A 17,647-nucleotide genomic window follows, 5' to 3' on the forward strand; every position below is an offset into this window, starting at 1 on the left:
GCGTCCCGCGTCACACGTCGGCCGTCACGCGCGTCACCAGCCGAACTTCGCTTCCATGCCGACGTAGTCGGCATTGCGCGCGCCGAGCGCGCGAATCGACGAGCCGAGCTCGAAGTGCACGGCCTCGAGCGCGAGCGCGAGGTTCGCGTTGACCAGCCAGTCGACGCGCGCCTGCGCGTACATGCCGGTCCATGCCCCGCCCTTGCCCGCCGTGCCCGGCACGGCCGACATCCCCTGCCCGTAGATCGCGTCGGCCGTGGTCTGCCGCCACTGGAAGCCGACGGCCGTGAGCACCGTCACCGAGCTGGACGGCTTGAACGTCAGCGACGGCTTCACGTGGATCAGGTTGCTGTACCCCGTGTAACCGGCGAGCGTGAAGTAATAGCCGTTCGGAAACATCGGGTTGAACGTGCCGACGCGGTGGTCGCCCGGATGCGCGTCGCCCGACGCGCCGTCGACCTGGATGCCGACGCGCGGCGTGCCGGGCGTCTTCGCGAACGTATAACCGCCCAGTGCGCCGAACGCCCACGCGCCGACCGTGTCCTGTCCGACGTGACCGGTCTGCAGCATCGCCTCGACGTCCCAGTCGAGCGAGTCGGCCTTGCCCGCGTAGCGCACGTCGAACACGTCGCGGCGCTCGGTGCCCGCCGCGTCGGCGAAGCGCGCGTTGTCGCGCGTATAGCGCGACCAGTACGCGGACAAGTCGCCGGGCCCCGTGCCGTTGCGCTCGACGCGCACGCCGTCGAAGCGCAGATGGCGGTTCGACACGTCGTCGAACGCCGCGTCGTCGCGGTACTGCACGGGCCGCGTCACATAGCCGATCAGCCGCCACTTGCCGATTTCATAATCGGCCCACAGGCCGTCGTAGGCCTGCCGCACGTTCGGACCGTCGCGCACCGACACGAAGCGCTGCAAGTCGAACGCCATCTCCTGCCGGCCGATGCGCGTCTTGATCGTGCCGGGCCCCACCTGATCGACGTACGCGACGAACGCCTGTTCGAGATCGAGCTGATCCTTGTCGACCGGGCCGACCGTGTTCTTGCCGAACGGCCGCGCGTCGACGAACTGCACGAACGCCTGCAGATGGCCGCGATAGCGCAGGTCGGCATGCACGTTCGCGCGCTGGATCACGTAGTTGTCGTCGTGCGCCGCGCCCAGCCCGAACAGCGGCGCGTTGTTCAGCTCGAAGCGCTCGCGCAGGCTCGCGCCGAGCGACAGATAGGTCGACGGGTCGTCGCCGAGCGGCACGTATTTCAGCGAGTCGAACGGCTTGCGCGGCACGCACGGGTTCGCGAGCACCGACCAGTCTTCCTGCCAGCGGTTGAACAGCACGACGGGCCGCTTCGCGGTACACGTCGCAGCGGCCGCGGCTGCGGGTGTCGCAGCGGGCGTGGCGGCCGGTGCGGCCGCCGGGGCCGTCGCGTCTGCCGCTTCGGCGCCGGCCGCCGCGCCCGCGTGCAACGCGACGCCGCCCGCCAGCACGACGCACGGCAGCGCGCCGCGCCACGCTCGGTTCATCGGGCGGCGCACGGTTATTTCGTCCGCGCGTGGATCTCGGCGACGTAGCCGCCGGGGAACTGCACCAGCGCCGCCTCGCGGCCGTCCGATGCGAACGGCGGCACGAGCACGGTCACGCCGGCCGCTTCGGCCTTCTTCAGCGTCGCGGCGAGATCGGTCACTTCGTAGCCGGTCATCTCGCGGCCGAACGGATAGGGCAGATGGCCGTCGGTCGCCAGCACGGTCATCTTGCCGAAGCCCGATTCGATCCGGATGCGGCGATACGTGTCGTTCGGCCGGCCGATCTCGACGCCCGGCGCATGGCGCACGTCCGACACGATCTTGCCGTGCGAGAACGCGACGAAGTCGCGCGCGAGCTTGCTCGCGCTTTGCGGCGACACGTACACGCGATTCTCCGGCACCGTCTGCAACGGGTCGTAGTTCGGCGCCTGCGTGTGCCAGTAGAGCTGCATGTTCACGCCGCCCGGCCAGCGGACGATCGCGTCGCGCCCGATCGGATCGGGGAACGTCGCGACGATGACGTCGGCGCCGTGCGCGCGCGCCGACTTCACCGCCACGTCGATGTCGCTGACCAGATAGCCGGTGCGCTCGTCGCAGAACGGATACGGGATCGGCGTCTTGAAGCCGAACACCGAGATCGTGCCGACCGGCGTCAGCACGAGTTGCGACATCGTCTGGCTCGGCGTCGGCGTGACCTGGAACACGCCCTGCTGCGATTTCTTGCCGCCGAAGGTCGCGACGAAGCTGTCGGTGAAGCGGTCGAAGTCTTCCGGCGCCACGCACACATGGGTCGTGTCGTACTGCGGGCCTACGGCGACGGCCGGCAGGCGCGTCGAGGCGGCCGGCGACGCGATGTCGTCGAGGTGGGTTTCGTCGGCATGGGCGGGCGCGCCGACCAGCAGCGCGGCGAGTACGGCCGACGCCGCGGCGGTCGAGCGCAGCATGCTGCGCAGATTCAGTGAACTCATCGGGTTTCTCCTTGATGGTGACGCGCGCGGCGTGGCGCCGCGCGCGGATTCGGATTCAGCGGGATGCGGACCGCGCGTCGCGGCGACCCGCGCGACAGGCAAGAAACACCAGCACCGCCAGCGGCAGCGCGAGCGCCCAGAACCCCGCATACAGATACGCGGTCGCACCGGCGCCCGCGCCGAGCGCAAAACCGGCGACCGGCGGCAGCGTGCGCCGCAACCGGGCGCGGGCGGCTTCCCGCTCCGCGGGCGCGGCGATCGGCACGAGCCAGTCGAATGCGTCGATGACGGCCTGCGTGACGTTGCCGGTCATCACGGTGTTCGCCACCACCGAGCGCGCGGTCAGCCGGCCGTGGGCGTTCTGCACGCCCATCGCGGCGGCGCCGAGCAGCCCGCAGAGGATCGTCGCGGGCGCATCGGCGCTCGCGATCGGCGACGCCGCCACCCCGGCCAGCATGAAGCCGGTCAGCAGGATCGCCTGCATCGCATACAGCGAGCACGCGCGCGGGCCGTGGCCGCGCACGCGCATCCGGTGATCGAGCAGGCGGGCGGCGGCGATCCCGGCGATGAACGCGGGAAACGCGAGCCACTTGATCACGAGGCCCTGCCCGACGCCCGCGATGCCGGAGCCGATCAGGATGAAGTTGCCGGTGACGTGCGCGGTGAACAGCCCGAACAGCGCGACGAAGCCGAGCGTGTCGACGTAGCCCGCGATCGACGCGAGCATCACGTCCTCGCCGGCCACGTGATCGGGCGCGCTCGCGCCGCTTGCCGCTAGCTGGCCGGCTGGCATGACGCACCTTCCTTCATGTTCTGCGGCGCGCGCATCGGCGCGGCCATCAAGGGAAGCGCGGGCTCGCCCGCGACGATGACGATGTCGAGCGGCCCGGCGGGCGGGAGCGACGACGGCACGAGCGACGGCACGCGCGCCAGGTAGTACGGCGGGCCGGCTGCGATGCCGGCTCCCAGCGAGATCAGATGAGGCATGGTCCGTTTCGGTTGCGGCGCACGGGCCGGCGCCGGGCGGCGTCCGATGCGTGCGGCGATCACGGAGCAGCCTAAGGAACGCCATCCTTAAAGTCATGGCGGCGAACTTAAATCTTCTGAATCCGGCGGCCGGCTCGCCTTGCTATTTTTCGACCGATAAGTGCAGAATGGGCGCCACTCAGGAGCCGATGGATGACCGAAACCAAGCGCAAAGCAGCGTCCCGCCCGAGCCGGACGGCGGCCGCCGAACCGGCCGCCACGCCGGGCCGCCGCCTCACGCCGGAGGCTCGCGAGCGGCAGATCGTCGAAAAGGCGGTCGAACACTTCGCGACGCACGGCTTTTCCGGCAGCACGCGCGAGCTGGCGCGGCAGATCGGCGTCACGCAGCCGTTGCTGTACCGCTACTTCCCGAGCAAGGAAGCGCTGATCGATCGCGTGTACGACGAGGTCTACACGTGGAATCCCGATTGGGAAAAACTGATCGCCGACCGGACGATTCCGCTGCAACAGCGGCTCGTCGCGTTCTATCGTTCGTACGCGCAGACGATCCTGCGGCGCGCATGGATCCGCACCTTCATCTTCGCCGGCCTGAGCCGAGAAGGGTTCAATACGCGCTATCTGTCGCGGCTGCGCGAGCGCGTGTTCCTGCCCGTGCTGCGCGAGCTGCGCCATGAATACGACATCCCGACGCCGGCGTCCGACGCGCAGCGCAATGCGGAGATCGAGCTGGTGTGGAGCCTGCACGCGAGCATCTTCTATCTCGGCGTGCGCAAATGGGTGTACGGGCTGCCGGTGCCCGACGACGTCGACGCCGAGATCGAGCGGCAGATCGACGCGTTCCTGAACGGCACGCCGGCCGCGCTGAAGCGCGTGGCGGCGGACACGCCGACCACCACGACTACACCCGCCCCAACGCCCACACCGCGCCGCAAGCGCGGGTAGCGCAAACCCCGCCCGCCGTCCGAGCGCTTCAGAACGATTCAACTCGCGCGCGCCCATCCTGCCCTAAGCTCGGTGCGATATCGGCGCTACGCCGCCGCGCACGGCCGCCCGCCGTTCGCATGGATCTTCGTCGGGAGCACACATCATGGAACGCGCATCGGGCCGCAAGGCCGTCATCGTCGGCGGATCGGTCGGCGGCCTGTTCGCCGCGACCGCGCTACGCGCGCGCGGCTGGCACGTCCGCGTGTTCGAGCAATCGGCGCGCGAGCTCGACAGCCGCGGCGGCGGCATCGTGCTGCAACCGCCGATCGAGCGCGCGTTCGCGTTCGGCGGCGTCGCGCTGCCCGCCAACGCGGGCGTCGATTCGATCGAGCGCATCTACGTCGACGCGCAGGATCGCGTCGTGCAACGCCTGACCATGCCGCAAACGCAAACCGGATGGAACGTGATCTATACGGCGCTGAAGCACGCGCTGCCGGACGACGTGATCCATGCCGGCGACGCGTTCGAGCGGTTCCAGCAGGACGGCGACCGGGTCGTCGCGCAGTTCGCGAGCGGCCGCGTCGAGACGGCCGATCTGCTGATCGGCGCCGACGGCGCGCGCTCGACGGTGCGCGCGCAATTGCTGCCGGACGTGCGGCCCGCGTATGCCGGCTACGTCGCGTGGCGCGGGCTCGTCGACGAACACGCGCTGCCCGAGCAGGTGCTGTACCTGCTGCGCGAGCGCTTCACGTTCCAGCAAGGCGGCGCGCACCTGTTCCTGACCTATCTGGTGCCCGGCGCGGACGGTGCGATCGAACCCGGCAAGCGGCGCGTGAACTGGGTCTGGTATCGCCGTCTCGCGCCGGAGCGGCTGACGTCGCTGTTCCTGACCCGCGACGGCACGCAGCGCGACGGGTCGCTGCCGCCGGGCGCGATGCGCGACGACAACCGCGCCGAACTCGTGGACGCCGCCGACCGCATGCTCGCGCCGACGCTCGCCACGCTCGTCGACACGACACCGGCCCCGTTCGCGCAGGCGATCTACGATCTGGCCGTCGAGCGCATGGCGTTCGGCCGCACCGTGCTGCTCGGCGATGCCGCGTGCGTCGTGCGCCCGCACACCGCGGCGGGCGTCGCGAAGGCGGCGGACAACGCGGTCGCGCTCGCCGCGGCACTGCACGACGTCGCGCCGGGCGCGGCGTTCGACGCCGCACTCGCGACCTGGGATGCCGATCAGCGCGCGGCGAGCGCGCTGGTGTCCGCGCGCGGCATCGCGCTCGGCGCGCGCTTGATGGGCGCCGCATGAGCATGCGCATGCGCGACCCGCGCCTCGCCCGTCGTGCCCGTGCCCGTGGCCGCGACCGCGCGCTCGGGCGTCGCGTCGTGCTGCGGATTCAACGCGGCGAGCACGCTGGCGCGTCCGCCGTCGTCGTCGGGTAGTTGCGGCTGGCCGCGCGCGAACGCCGGTGCGACGGCGGCCGCGAGCGCTGCGGCGAGCGCCAGCGCCGTCACGCGCGCCACGACCACACGGGCCTTCACAACGCACTCCCCGTCGACCCGGACGGCGCCGCCGCGGCGCTCTGCGTGTGCTGCTCGCCATGCCCGAGCGCATACAGCTCGCGGTTGCGCTCGATCGTCGGCGCGCTCGGCGGGTAATCCCAGCGCGACGTCGGCACCGTGCCGTCACGCTGGGCCTGGACCAATTCGGCGAGCACGTCGGCGCGGGTCAGGCCCGCCGAGGCGCTCTGGGCGAACGCGGCCACCGGCGTGCCGATGGTGAGCGCGAGCAAGGCGGCTGCAATCATCCTGCGGTTCATGATGGAACTCCCGGAAACGATTCGAGGAAGACGCATCGTCGATGCGCCGCCGGCACGAGCCCCGATGCGACTCGCTGCCTGACGTCTTCATTCTGGCGATCGCGGTGCACGCGACGCTGACCGGAACATGACAAATTCGTCATCCGCCGCCGCCGCACGCGGATGACGGTTTCGTAATCTTCGCGACAGGCTCGGGTCAACGCCGCGCCGGCAGACTGCATGCTCGCCGCATCGAACGCGGCATCCGTGCCCTGCTTCGAGGAACAACATCATGTGGATCGTCCGGCTCGCATTGCGCAGGCCCTATACGTTCGTCGTGCTCGCGCTGCTGATCTTCATCGCGGGGCCGCTTGCGCTGCTGCGCATGCCGACCGACATCTTTCCGAACATCGACATCCCGGTCGTCAGCATCGTCTGGTCGTACAACGGCTTCTCCGCCGATGACATGGCCAAGCGCATCACGTCGAACTACGAGCGCGCGCTCACGTCCGACGTCGACGACATCGAGCACATCGAATCGCAGTCGCTGAACGGCGTGTCGGTCGTGAAGGTGTTCTTCCACCCCGGCGCGGACATCAATCGCGCGATCGCGGAAGCCGCCAGCAACGCCGCGTCGATCCTGCGCATCCTGCCGCCCGGCACGCTGCCGCCGAACATCATCACGTACAACGCGTCGACGGTGCCGATCCTGCAGCTCGGGCTGTCGAGCGACACGCTCGCCGAACAGCAGCTGTACGACCTCGGCAACAGCTTCATCCGCACGCAGCTCGCAACCGTCCAGGGCGCGGCCGTGCCGCTGCCGTACGGCGGCAAGATCCGCCAGATCGTCGTCGATCTCGACACGCGCGCGCTGCAGGCGAAGGGGCTCGCGCCGATCGACGTGGTGAACGCGATCAACGCGCAGAACCTGATCCTGCCGGGCGGCACCGCGAAGATCGGCACGCACGAGTACGACGTGCAGCTGAACGGCAGCACGCAGACGGTGGTCGCGCTGAACGACCTGCCGGTGAAGACGATCGGCGGCAGCGTCGTCTATGTGCGCGACGTCGCCCACGTGCGCGACGGCTACGCGCCGCAGACCAACATCGTGCGCGCCGACGGCAAGCGCGCGGCGCTGCTGACCGTCGAGAAGACCGGCGGCGCATCGACGCTGACGATCATCGACCAGGTGAAGGCGATGCTGCCGAAGATCGCGGCCGGGCTGCCGAAGGCGCTGCACATTGCGGCGCTCGACGACCAGTCGGTGTTCGTGAAGTCCGCGATCCAGGGCGTCGTGCGCGAGGCGCTGATCGCCGCGTGCCTGACCGCGCTGATGATCCTGCTGTTCCTCGGCAGCTGGCGCGCGACGCTGATCATCGCGGTGTCGATTCCGCTCGCGGTGCTGACGTCGCTGCTCGCGCTCGGCGCGCTCGGCCAGACCATCAACATCATGACGCTCGGCGGGCTCGCGCTGGCGGTCGGCATACTCGTCGACGACGCGACCGTCGCGATCGAGAACATCACGCATCACCTCGAACGCGGCGAGCCGCTCGAGGACGCGATCCTCACCGGCGCCGGCGAGATCGCAGTGCCGACCTTCGTGTCGACGCTGTCGATCTGCATCGTGTTCGTGCCGATGTTCCTGTTGACGGGCGTCGCGCGCTACCTGTTCGTGCCGATGGCCGAGGCGGTGATCTTCGCGATGGTCGCGTCGTACTTCTTCTCGCGCACGCTGGTGCCGACGCTCGCGATGGTGCTGATGCGCGCGAAGGGCCAGGGCCGCCCGCCGCGCGGCGTGTTCGCGCGTATCGCCGGCCTGCAGGCCGCGTTCGAACGCCGCTTCGACGCGATCCGGCTCGGCTATCGCGCGCTGCTCGCCGCGGCGATCGCGCACCGGCGCCGCTTCGCGGCCGCGTTCGTGCTGGCGTGCGTGGCGTCCACGGGCCTGTTCGCGTTCGCCGGCCAGGACTTCTTCCCGGCGATCGACACCGGCGAGATCCGCCTGCATCTGCGCGCGCCGACCGGCACGCGGATCGAGCAGACCGCACGGCTGACCGACGAAGTCGAGGCCAAGGTGCGCAGCGTGATTCCGGCGCGCGAACTGGCCGGCATGCTCGACAACATCGGCGTGCCGGTGAGCGGGATCAACCTCACCTACGACTCGTCCGACCCGATCGGCACCGAGGACGCCGACGTGATGATCACGCTGAAGCCGGGCCACGCGCCGACCGCCGCGTACGTCGCACGGCTGCGCAACCTGCTCGCGCAGTCGTTCCCCGGCGTGACGTTCGCGTTCCTGCCGGCCGACATCGTGAGCCAGATCCTCAATTTCGGGCTGCCCGCGCCGGTCGATATCCAGATCGTCGGCAACAAGCTGGATCAGAACCGCGCGGTCGCGAACGCGCTGCTCGCGAAACTGCGCGGCGTGCGCGGTTTGGTCGACGCGCGCATCCAGCAGCCCGGCGACGAGCCGGCGATCGACGTGAACGTGGACCGCACCAAGGCGATCGAGGCCGGGCTCCAGCAGCGCGACGTCGCGCAGAACCTGTTGATCGCGCTGTCCGGCAGCTCGCAGACGACGCCGAACTTCTGGCTCGATCCGCGCAACGGCGTGAGCTACCCCGTGCTCGTGCAGACGCCGCAGTACACGATCGATTCGCTGCAAGCGCTCGCGAACGTGCCGTTGCCGACCAGCGGCGCGCCGTCGCCGCAGCGCCCGGCCGGCGGCCCGGCGGCCGGTGCGCCCGCGCAAAACCTGCTCGGCACGCTCGGCAGCTTCTCGCGCACGACGCAGCAGGCGGTCGTGTCGCACTACAACGTGCAGCCGGTGCTCGACATTTTCGCGTCGGTGCAGGGGCGCGACCTCGGCGCGGTCACGGCCGACGTGACGAAGCTCGTCGACGACGCGCGCGCGCAGCTGCCGCCCGGCTCGTCGATCGTGCTGCGCGGCCAGGTGCAGGCGATGCACGAGTCGTTCGCCGGGCTGCTCGGCGGTCTCGCGCTCGCGATCGCGCTGGTCTACCTGCTGATGGTCGTCAATTTCCAGTCGTGGCTCGATCCGCTCGTGATCGTCGGCGGCCTGCCGGCGTCGCTGGCCGGCATCGCATGGATGCTGTTCGTGACGCGCACGACGCTGTCGGTGCCGGCGTTGACCGGGACGATCCTGTGCATCGGCATCGCGACCGCGAACAGCATCCTCGTCGTCAATGCGGCGCGCGAGCTGCTCGCCGGCGGCGCATCGCCGTGGCAGGCCGCGCTCGACGCCGGCTTCAGCCGCTTCCGTCCGGTCGTGATGACCGCGCTCGCGATGCTGATCGGGATGCTGCCGATGGCGCTCGGCCTCGGCGACGGCGGCGAGCAGAACGCGCCGCTCGGCCGCGCGGTGATCGGCGGGCTCGCGTTCGGCACGCTGTCGACGCTGCTGTTCGTGCCCGTCGTGTTCGGCTTCGTGCACGCGTGGCTCGAGCGGCGTCGCGACGCGGCGGGCGCGCGTGGTGCGTCCGGTATGCCCAGTGCGCCCGGTGCGCCCGATACGCCGGCGCTGCGTTGAGCGCGGACGGCCGCTCCTTCATCCCACGACTCGCCCCGACCCCGGACCCATCATGAACGACTCGATCGAACCCGTCGCCCCGCCGCCGGCTGGCGAAGCCGGCACTTCAACCGCCGCGATTGCGACGCCAGCGACGTCTGCTACGCGCGCCACCTCGGCCACGTCTGCTACGTCCGCCACGTATGCCACGCCCACCGCCACACCCTATGCAGCACCCGACGCGCCGCCCGCCCGCGGCGACCGCAAGCTGGCCGTGCCGCTCGCCGGCATCGCGCTGGCGGCCGCGCTGCTCGCGATCGGCATCGTGCCGCGGCTCGACGCGCGCGCCGCGCAGCGTGCGCAGGTGGCCGCGCAGCAGGTGCTGCCGGTATCGGTGATCGTGCCGGGCGCGGCGCCGGCCGACCAGACGCTGACGCTGCCGGGTGCGGTGATGCCGTACGAGGAGGCGTCGATCTATGCGCGTACGAGCGGCTACATCGCGCACTGGAGCGCCGATCTCGGCGCGCACGTGAAGGCTGGCCAGGCGCTCGCGCAGATCGCCGCGCCCGACCTCGACGCGCAGTTGCGCCAGGCGCGCGCCGACGCGGCCACCGCGCAGGCGAACTACGACTATGCGAAATCGACCGCGCAGCGCTGGCAGCAGATGCTCGCGACGCAGTCGGTGTCGCAGCAGGACGCCGACACGAAGACCGCCGACATGAACGCCAAGCGCGCGATGCTCGCCTCCGCGCAGGCCAATGTCGCGCATCTCGCCGAACTGGTGTCGTACGAGTCGGTCACCGCGCCGTTCGACGGCGTGATCACCGCGCGCGACGTCGACGTCGGCACGCTCGTCACCGCGGGCGGCACGCCGGGCAGCGCGGGGCTGTCCGGCGAACTGTTCCATCTCGAGCAGACCGACACGCTGCGCGTGTTCGTCGACGTGCCGCAGGACAGCGCGACCGGCATCACGACCGGCACGCAGGTCTACCTGAGCACGCAGCAGTATCCGGGGCGCCGCTTCGCCGCGCGCGTCGCGCGCACCGCCGGGGCGATCGATCCGGTCACGCGCACGCTGCGCGTCGAGATCGACGTCGACAACCGCGACGGCGCGCTGCTGCCCGGCGCGTATGCGCAGGCGCATCTCGTCGTGCCGAGTGCGGCGCCCGCGCTCGAATTGCCGGTCAGCGCGCTGCTGTTCCGTCCGAACGGCGTGACGGTCGCGACCGTCGACGCGCACGGACGCACCGCGCTGAAAACCGTGCAGATCGGCCGCGATTTCGGCACGCGGGTCGAGATCGTCGCGGGGCTCGCGCCGACCGATCGCGTGATCGACAACCCGGGCGATGCGATCGCCGCGGGGGAAGCCGTGAAGATCGTGGCCCGCGCGGGTTCGGCAGTTGGCGCACCGGTTGCCTCACCCGCTGGCGCGTCGGCTGCGTCATCCGTTGCCGCGCCGCTTGCCGCATCGTCCGCGCACGCCGTGCCGTCCCGGCCCACGACCGCCGCGTCACCGGCGTCTGCGTCGACATCGACACCGACCCACAGCTGATTCATCGACGACCACCCGCGAGACACCTGCCATGCGCCTTCTTCGTCATCCGCTCCCGTTTGCCCGGCGCATCGTCGCGCTCGGGGCCGCCGCCGCCCCACCGCCATCTGCGTCGACATCGACACCGACCCAAAGCTGATTCATCGACGACCACCCGCGAGACACCTGCCATGCGCCTTCTTCGTCATCCGCTCCCGTTTGCCCGGCGCATCGTCGCGCTCGGCGTCGCCGCCGCGCTGAGCGCGTGCTCGACGCTGCCGCCGTACGCGCCGCCGTCCGTCGCCGTGCCCGCCCGTTACGCGGGCGCCCCGGCCGCCGCAGCGGCCCAGGCCGGCTGGCACGTCGCGGTGCCGGCCGACGCCGCCGCGCGCGGCGCGTGGTGGACCGTGTTCGGCGACGCCGACCTGAACGCGCTCGAAGCCCGCGTCGACGTGTCGAACCAGACGGTGAAGAAAGCCCTCGCCGATCTGCAGCAAGCACGCGCGATGGTCGATTACCAGCACGCGGGCTTCCTGCCGACGATCACCGCGGGCGCCGCGCAAAGCCGCGCGCGCGTGTCGCAGAACCGGCTCGGCTCGTCGCTCGCCGGCAAGACCACGCCCGACTATCAGGTCGGCGTCGCCGCGAGCTGGGAGCCCGACGTGTTCGGCCGCGTGCGCGACGCGGTGGCCGGCGCGCAGGCCGATGCGGCCGCGAGCGCGGCCGACCTGCAGGCGGTGAAGCTGTCGGTGACCGCCGAACTCGCGACCGACTATTTCGCGCTGCGCTCGCTCGATACGCAAAAGCACTTGCTCGACGACACGGTGCGCGCGTACGCCGACGCACTCACGCTGTTGCAGCAGCAGTTGGCGGCCGGTGCGATCGACGCGTCGGCGGTCGCGCAAGCCGACACGCAGCTCGAAGCGACGCGCACGCAGGACACCGACATCGACGCAGCGCGCGCGCAGCTCCAGCATGCGATCGCGACGCTCGTCGGCGAGAGCGCGTCGACCTTCGCGCTGCCGCCGCGCGTGACGCCGTTCGCGGTGCCGGCCATTCCGGCCGGCGTGCCGTCGCAGCTGCTCGAACGGCGGCCCGACATCGCGGCGGCGGAACGCCGCGTCGCGGCCGCGAACGCGCAGATCGGCGAGGCGCGCGCCGCGTTCTTCCCCGATCTCGTGCTGTCCGCGAGCGCCGGCCTCGAAAGTTCGTTCTTCGCGCCGTGGCTCACCGCGCCGAGCCTGTTCTGGTCGATCGGCCCGCAGCTCGCCGGCACGCTGTTCGACGGCGGACGCCGCAGCGCGTCGCTGCGCGGCGCGCACGCGCAATACGACGGCGCGGTCGCCGGCTATCGGCAAACGGTGCTGGTCGCGTTCCAGCAGGTCGAGGATCAACTGTCGACGATCGCCGCGCTCGCGTCCGAAGCGCGCAGCCAGCAGCGCGCGACCGACGCGGCCGACCTGTCGCTGCGGCTCACGACGAACCGCTTCAACGCGGGCGCGGTCAGCTATCTGGACGTGGTCACCGCCCAGACGATCGCGCTGACGAACCGCCGCACGGCCGACCAGATCGACGCGCGCCGCATGGAAGCCGAAGTCGGATTGCTGAAGGCGCTGGGCGGCGGCTGGCAAGGCGCCGCGAGCCGCGACGCAGACGCGGCGGCCGGCGCGCAACCGGCGCCGTCAGCGGCGATGAACGACCGCGCGGCCGTCACGCCGCCGGCGGCGGGTTGAACGTGAGGATGAAACGCGTGCCGCGCGCGTCGCTCTCGACGCGCACGCTGCCGCCGTGCAGCTCCATCACCGAGCGCACGATCGCGAGGCCGAGCCCGGCCGTGCCGCCCGGCGCACCGCCGCTGCGCGCGGGGTCGCCGCGCACGAACCGGTCGAAGATCCGCGGCAGCAGCGCCGCGTCGATCGGCTCGCCCGGATTCGCGACGACGACCTGCACGGCGTCCGCCGTTTCGTCGACCGCCAGCGTGATCACGCCGCCGGCCGGCGTGTAGCGCAGCGCGTTGGCGAGCAGGTTGCCGATCGCGCGGCGGAACAGCTCGACGTCGGCCGTCAGCCGGCCGTGCCCTTCGACGCGCACCGTCGAGCCCGCTTCGTCGGCGAGCCCCTCGAAGTATTCGGCGATGCGATCGAGTTCGTCGCGCACGTCGAATGCGCGCTGCCGCGTGACGAAGCTCGGGTGCTCGGCGCGCGCGAGAAACAGCACGTTGTCGATCATCCGTGCGAGACGGTCGTATTCCTCGAGGTTCGATTCGAGCAGCGCCTGGTATTCGTCGGCCGAGCGCGGCCGCGCGAGCGCGACTTCCGTTGCGCCGCGCATGTTGTTCAGCGGCGTACGCAGGTCGTGCGCGAGATCCGCGCTGAACTGCGACAGGTGCGCGAACGCCTGCTGCAGGCGCGCGAGCATCGCGTTCTGCGCGTCGACCAGCGCGCGCAACTCGTGCGGCGCGCGCGACGCGTCGAGCCGCGTGTCGAGCTTGTCGACCGTGATCCGGCCGGTGTTCGCCACGATCTCGCGCAGCGGCGCAAGCGCCGTGCGGATCAGCCAGTAGCCGAACAGCAGCGCAAACAGCGCGCCTGCCGCTCCCGCAACCTTCAGCCGGTCTCGGTAGCCGTCGAGCAGCTGCGCGCGGTCGTGCATGTTGCGCGCGATCGCGATGCGGATCGGCGTGTGATCGCCGAGCGCCGCGGCGATCACGACGCCGCGCATCGGCGTGCCGCCGTCGACCGTCCACGTCTGCAGGCGCTCGGCCGTGATCCGTTCGTTGTCGGGCACCGGCACGGCGCGGGGTGCCAGCAGCTGCGCGTCGGTCGGTGCGCCCGGCGCGTCGTAGAGCGCCGCGTCGGGTGCGCTCAGCCGGACGTTGTGGCGCACCAGCACGTCGCCGTTGGCGTCGAGGACGACCATCGACAGCGCCTCGTTGCCGAGCACCTGACTCGTCAGACGCTCCGCATGCGCGCGCACCGCATCGAGCGATTCGAGCTCGCCCGCGAGCCGGCGCGTGTGGCGCGCGGCCAGCACGATGTCGAGATCGTCCTGCGTGTTCACCTGCCGCTCGAGGCCCATGTACACGTACGCGCCGACGAGCGCGAACGCGGCGAGCGTGGTCGCGGCGAACGCGAGCGCGAGCGTCGCCGACAGCGATCGCAAGCGCGTCACGCGTCGTCCTTCGGTTCGAGCACGTAGCCAACGCCCCGCACCGTATGGATCAGCTTCACCGGGAAGGCATCGTCGATCTTCGCGCGCAGCCGCCGGATCGCGACTTCGACGACGTTGGTGTCGCTGTCGAAATTCATGTCCCAGACGTAGGACGCGATCTGCGTGCGGCTCAGTACCTCGCCCTGCCGGCGCGCGAGCAGTTGCAGCAGCGAGAATTCGCGCGGCGTCAGGTCGATCCGCACGGCGCCGCGCTTCACGCGGCGGCGCACCACGTCGATCTCCAGATCGCCGACCGCCAGATGCTCGGTTTCGCGCGGCGGGCCGCGACGCGCGAGCGTGCGGATGCGGGCCAGCAGCTCGACGAAGGCGAACGGCTTCACGAGGTAATCGTCGGCGCCGAGTTCGAGCCCATGCACGCGGTCCTGCACGTCGTCGCGCGCGGTCAGGAACAGCACGGGCGTGGTGTGCGTGTCGCGCAGCCGCTTGAGCACGCCCCAGCCGTCGAGCACGGGCAGCATCACGTCGAGCACGATCACGTCGTAGCGCTCCTCCTGCGCGAGCATCAGCCCTTCACCGCCGTCTTTGGCGAGATCGACGCTGAATCCGGACTCCTCCAGACCCTTCTTCAGGTACGCGCCCGTCTTCGGTTCGTCTTCGACTATCAGGATGCGCATCGCCGGCTCCGTCGCATGGGGAAAGATGCGGCGATGTTACCGGGAAACGGCGATGGCGAGACGTTCCGTGCATGCGTCGGCAGCGTCGATGACGAAACTGTAATGTGCCGGTCATCATCGCGTTCGGCGGCGATCGCGGCACGCGGCACATGGCGTGCGGCATGCGGTCGGCCCGGCGGCGCGTCGGCGCCCGGCTGGGCGTTACACCATCGCCTGGCTGACGAGCGCGTACAGCCCGCAGTCCGGATCGTGCGGCGCGCCGTGCGCCGCGGCAGGCGCGTTGCGGACCATCTTCGAGCAGGTGTCCACGCGCTTCAAGCCCTGCGCATGGAGCCAGTCGGGCAGGCAGGTGCCGGACGGCACGTCGATGCGAACGAATTCGCCGTCGCGCGCGCGCAGCCAGTGCGCGATCAGCGCCTTCGCATGCGCATCGTCGGGCGAACGCGGCGCGACGACCGGGCCGATCACGTGGCCGCGGCCGAAGCGGCGCAGCACCGCAAAGCCGGCGATCTCGCCGCCGCGCTCCAGCACGACGCCTTCGCCGCGCGCGAGCAATGCGGCCAGCAGCGCGGCGCGCCCGAGCCCGGACGCGCGCGTGTCGAGCGCCACCAGGCAATCCAGGTCGCCCGGCGTAGCGGCCCGCAGGCGCTCGCCGTCGGCGAGCGTCACCGACGCAGGCCGCTCGACGTTGCCTTGAAACTGATCCAGCGAGCCGCACACGGCGAAGCCGAGCTTTTCGTAAAGCGGCTGGCCGGCCGGCGTCGCGTGCAGGAAGGTGATGCGCGGCCCGAGCTCGTCGAGCACGATCTCCATCAGCGCGCGGCCGATGCCGCGGCCCTGGTGCTCGGACGACACGATCACGTGTCCGAGCGCAGCGCGATCCGCGCCGTACTTCCAGCACATCGCCGTACCGATGACCACGCCGTCTTCCTCGGCGACGAACGCGGTCGACGTGTCGGCGGAGAACTGCCAGTCTTCGGCCCGGAACGGCCAGCGCAGCGCCATCGACAGCGCGTGAGCTCCGCTCACGTCGGCGGCGGTGAAGCGTCGATAGTGCAGCGCCGTCGCCGGCGCGGCAGCGTTGGTCGCGTGTTCGTGTGTCATCGGGCGATCCTTCTTGTGTCGTGTGTCGAGCCGGCGCGGACGACGGCCCGCGCCTGTGTTGCCGTATCGCCGGCGACATCGCGCGGCGTGTTCGCAGCGGTCACTATAGGAACAGACGTGTTTGCTGTGGCTAACGCACGCTTAAGCGTTCGTTAGCCGCCGTTTAATGCGGCGCGTTCGAAGCCGCGCACCGTCACGCCGCGCGCGCGAAATACCGCTGCGCCAGCGACACCCAGTAGCGCACGCCGGCCGGAATGATGTCGTCGTTGAAATCGTATTTCGGGTGATGCAGCGCCGGCGCCGCGTCACCGTCCGCCGCGTTGCCGATCAGCACGTACGCGCCGGGCCGCTCCTCGAGCATGAAGCCGAAGTCTTCGGACGTCATGTTCGGCGGCACCTCGCGGCGCAGGCGCTGCTCGCCGAAGGTGTCGCGAATCACCGCCTCGCACAGGGCCGTCTCGGCCGGCGTATTCACCGTCGCCGGGTAGTACTGAAAGAACTCGACGTCCGCGCGCGCGCCGCTCGCGCCGGCCAGCGCCTCGCACATGAGCCGGACGTCGCGCTGCAACTGCTGCTGCAACGCGGACGACAGCGTGCGGATCGTGCCGCGCAGCTCGGCGCTGTCGGGAATGACGTTGTCCGTGGTGCCGGCCTGGAACATGCAGACGGAGATCACGGCCGGGTCCACCGGGTCCTTGTGCCTTGCGGCGATCGTCTGGCACTGCAGCACCATCGCGCAGGCGAGCGGGACGGGATCGATGCCGAGATGCGGCTGCGCCGCGTGCGCGCCCTTGCCGGTCACCGTGATGCGGAACCGCGAGCCGGCCGCCATGATCGGGCCGGTGCGCAACCCGAAGTGCCCGGCGGGCAAGCCGGGCCAGTTGTGCATGCCGAACACCGCTTCGGTCGGAAACTGCTCGAACAAGCCGTCGTCGATCATCTTGCGCGCGCCCGCGCCGCCTTCCTCGCCCGGCTGAAACACGAAGTGGACGCTGCCGGCCAGCTGCGGCAGCTCCCGGAGCACGCGCGCGGCGCCGAGCAACATCACCGTATGGCCGTCATGGCCGCAGGCGTGCATCACGCCGTGCGTGCACGACGCATGCGCGAAGTCGTTGGCTTCGCGAATCGGCAACGCGTCGAGGTCGGCGCGCAGCACGATGCCGCGGCGCGGGTCGGCGCCGGGCAGGCTCGCGACCACGCCGGTGCCGCCGAGCCCGCGCGACACCGCGTAGCCGAGCGCCGCGAGTTCGCGGGCCACGACGTCGGCGGTCCGGTGCTCGTCGAATCGCAATTCGGGATGCGCATGCAGGTCGCGGCGCAAGCTCGCCCAGTGGGCACGATGCGCGCTCAGCGACGCTTCGGAAAGAATGGCGTGTTCCAAGTTCGACACCTTCGATGATGGACGGTCGGGATTGTGCATCGCCGCGCGGACGTCGCGCGGCCCA

General features: G+C 70.8%; 15 protein-coding genes. 5 read left to right on the plus strand and 10 right to left on the minus strand.

Translation table 11 applies throughout. The annotated features are described in order from the left end of the window. Positions 1–33: 33 nt before the first annotated feature. From MYA_RS27635 to MYA_RS27650, 4 genes are read right to left on the minus strand one after another with little or no spacing between them, the layout of a single operon-like run. Positions 34–1,518, minus strand: a complete 1,485-nt coding sequence (locus MYA_RS27635) for an alginate export family protein (protein ID WP_041494394.1) — start codon at positions 1,516–1,518, stop codon at positions 34–36. Between the two features lie 14 nt (positions 1,519–1,532). After that, on the minus strand, positions 1,533–2,486 hold the full coding sequence (locus MYA_RS27640; RefSeq protein WP_011880451.1) for a lactoylglutathione lyase: 954 nt from the start codon (positions 2,484–2,486) through the stop codon (positions 1,533–1,535). 55 nt (positions 2,487–2,541) lie between these two features. Continuing rightward, a complete protein-coding gene (locus tag MYA_RS27645; protein WP_014726114.1) occupies positions 2,542–3,279 on the minus strand; it encodes a YoaK family protein in 738 nt (245 codons plus the stop codon). Next, the gene (locus MYA_RS27650; protein ID WP_014726115.1) at positions 3,261–3,473 is read right to left on the minus strand and encodes a hypothetical protein; all 213 of its coding nucleotides are present in this window, start codon (positions 3,471–3,473) and stop codon (positions 3,261–3,263) included. Before MYA_RS27650 ends, MYA_RS27645 begins: the two co-directional genes overlap by 19 nt. A 192-nt stretch (positions 3,474–3,665) precedes the next feature. On the opposite strand from MYA_RS27650, the gene MYA_RS27655 reads away from it, so the two are divergent. Both MYA_RS27655 and MYA_RS27660 read left to right on the plus strand, forming a co-directional pair. Continuing rightward, positions 3,666–4,415 (plus strand): TetR/AcrR family transcriptional regulator, encoded by a 750-nt coding sequence (locus tag MYA_RS27655; RefSeq protein WP_014726116.1) that lies wholly within the window; start codon positions 3,666–3,668, stop codon positions 4,413–4,415. A 145-nt stretch (positions 4,416–4,560) separates the two neighbouring features. After that, positions 4,561–5,703 carry an FAD binding domain-containing protein gene (locus MYA_RS27660; RefSeq protein WP_014726117.1) on the plus strand — a complete coding sequence of 381 codons (1,143 nt, stop codon included), beginning with the start codon at positions 4,561–4,563 and terminating at the stop codon, positions 5,701–5,703. On the opposite strand, the gene MYA_RS27665 is transcribed toward MYA_RS27660, so the two are convergent. Further along, complete coding sequence (locus MYA_RS27665) at positions 5,631–5,936, minus strand: hypothetical protein (RefSeq protein ID WP_041494395.1); 306 nt, start codon at positions 5,934–5,936, stop codon at positions 5,631–5,633. The genes MYA_RS27660 and MYA_RS27665 overlap by 73 nt on opposite strands. Continuing rightward, a complete protein-coding gene (locus tag MYA_RS27670; protein ID WP_014726118.1) occupies positions 5,933–6,214 on the minus strand; it encodes a DUF4148 domain-containing protein in 282 nt (93 codons plus the stop codon). Before MYA_RS27670 ends, MYA_RS27665 begins: the two co-directional genes overlap by 4 nt. Before the next feature lie 271 nt (positions 6,215–6,485). On the opposite strand from MYA_RS27670, the gene MYA_RS27675 reads away from it, so the two are divergent. The 3 genes from MYA_RS27675 (at position 6,486) to MYA_RS27685 (ending at position 12,986) form a co-directional block, all read left to right on the plus strand. Beyond that, complete coding sequence (locus tag MYA_RS27675; RefSeq protein ID WP_014726119.1) at positions 6,486–9,743, plus strand: efflux RND transporter permease subunit; 3,258 nt, start codon at positions 6,486–6,488, stop codon at positions 9,741–9,743. A 52-nt stretch (positions 9,744–9,795) separates the two neighbouring features. Continuing rightward, positions 9,796–11,274, plus strand: a complete 1,479-nt coding sequence (locus MYA_RS27680) for an efflux RND transporter periplasmic adaptor subunit (RefSeq protein WP_014726120.1) — start codon at positions 9,796–9,798, stop codon at positions 11,272–11,274. A 170-nt stretch (positions 11,275–11,444) separates the two neighbouring features. Continuing rightward, positions 11,445–12,986, plus strand: a complete 1,542-nt coding sequence (locus tag MYA_RS27685; protein WP_014726121.1) for an efflux transporter outer membrane subunit — start codon at positions 11,445–11,447, stop codon at positions 12,984–12,986. Here MYA_RS27685 and MYA_RS27690 read toward each other — a convergent pair. The 4 genes from MYA_RS27690 to MYA_RS27705 form a co-directional block, all read right to left on the minus strand. Beyond that, on the minus strand, positions 12,964–14,424 hold the full coding sequence (locus MYA_RS27690) for a heavy metal sensor histidine kinase (RefSeq protein WP_014726122.1): 1,461 nt from the start codon (positions 14,422–14,424) through the stop codon (positions 12,964–12,966). The genes MYA_RS27685 and MYA_RS27690 overlap by 23 nt on opposite strands. Further along, positions 14,421–15,098: a heavy metal response regulator transcription factor gene (locus MYA_RS27695; protein WP_011880461.1), complete on the minus strand. Its 678-nt coding sequence runs from the start codon at positions 15,096–15,098 to the stop codon at positions 14,421–14,423. Before MYA_RS27695 ends, MYA_RS27690 begins: the two co-directional genes overlap by 4 nt. 201 nt (positions 15,099–15,299) lie before the next feature. Then, positions 15,300–16,202, minus strand: coding sequence for a GNAT family N-acetyltransferase (locus tag MYA_RS27700; RefSeq protein ID WP_014726124.1), 903 nt, complete (start codon positions 16,200–16,202; stop codon positions 15,300–15,302). A gap of 193 nt (positions 16,203–16,395) precedes the next feature. After that, positions 16,396–17,622: a M20 aminoacylase family protein gene (locus MYA_RS27705; RefSeq protein ID WP_014726126.1), complete on the minus strand. Its 1,227-nt coding sequence runs from the start codon at positions 17,620–17,622 to the stop codon at positions 16,396–16,398. Between the last annotated feature and the right edge of the window lie 25 nt (positions 17,623–17,647).

This window comes from Burkholderia sp. KJ006, assembly GCF_000262695.1.
Taxonomy (GTDB): domain Bacteria; phylum Pseudomonadota; class Gammaproteobacteria; order Burkholderiales; family Burkholderiaceae; genus Burkholderia; species Burkholderia vietnamiensis.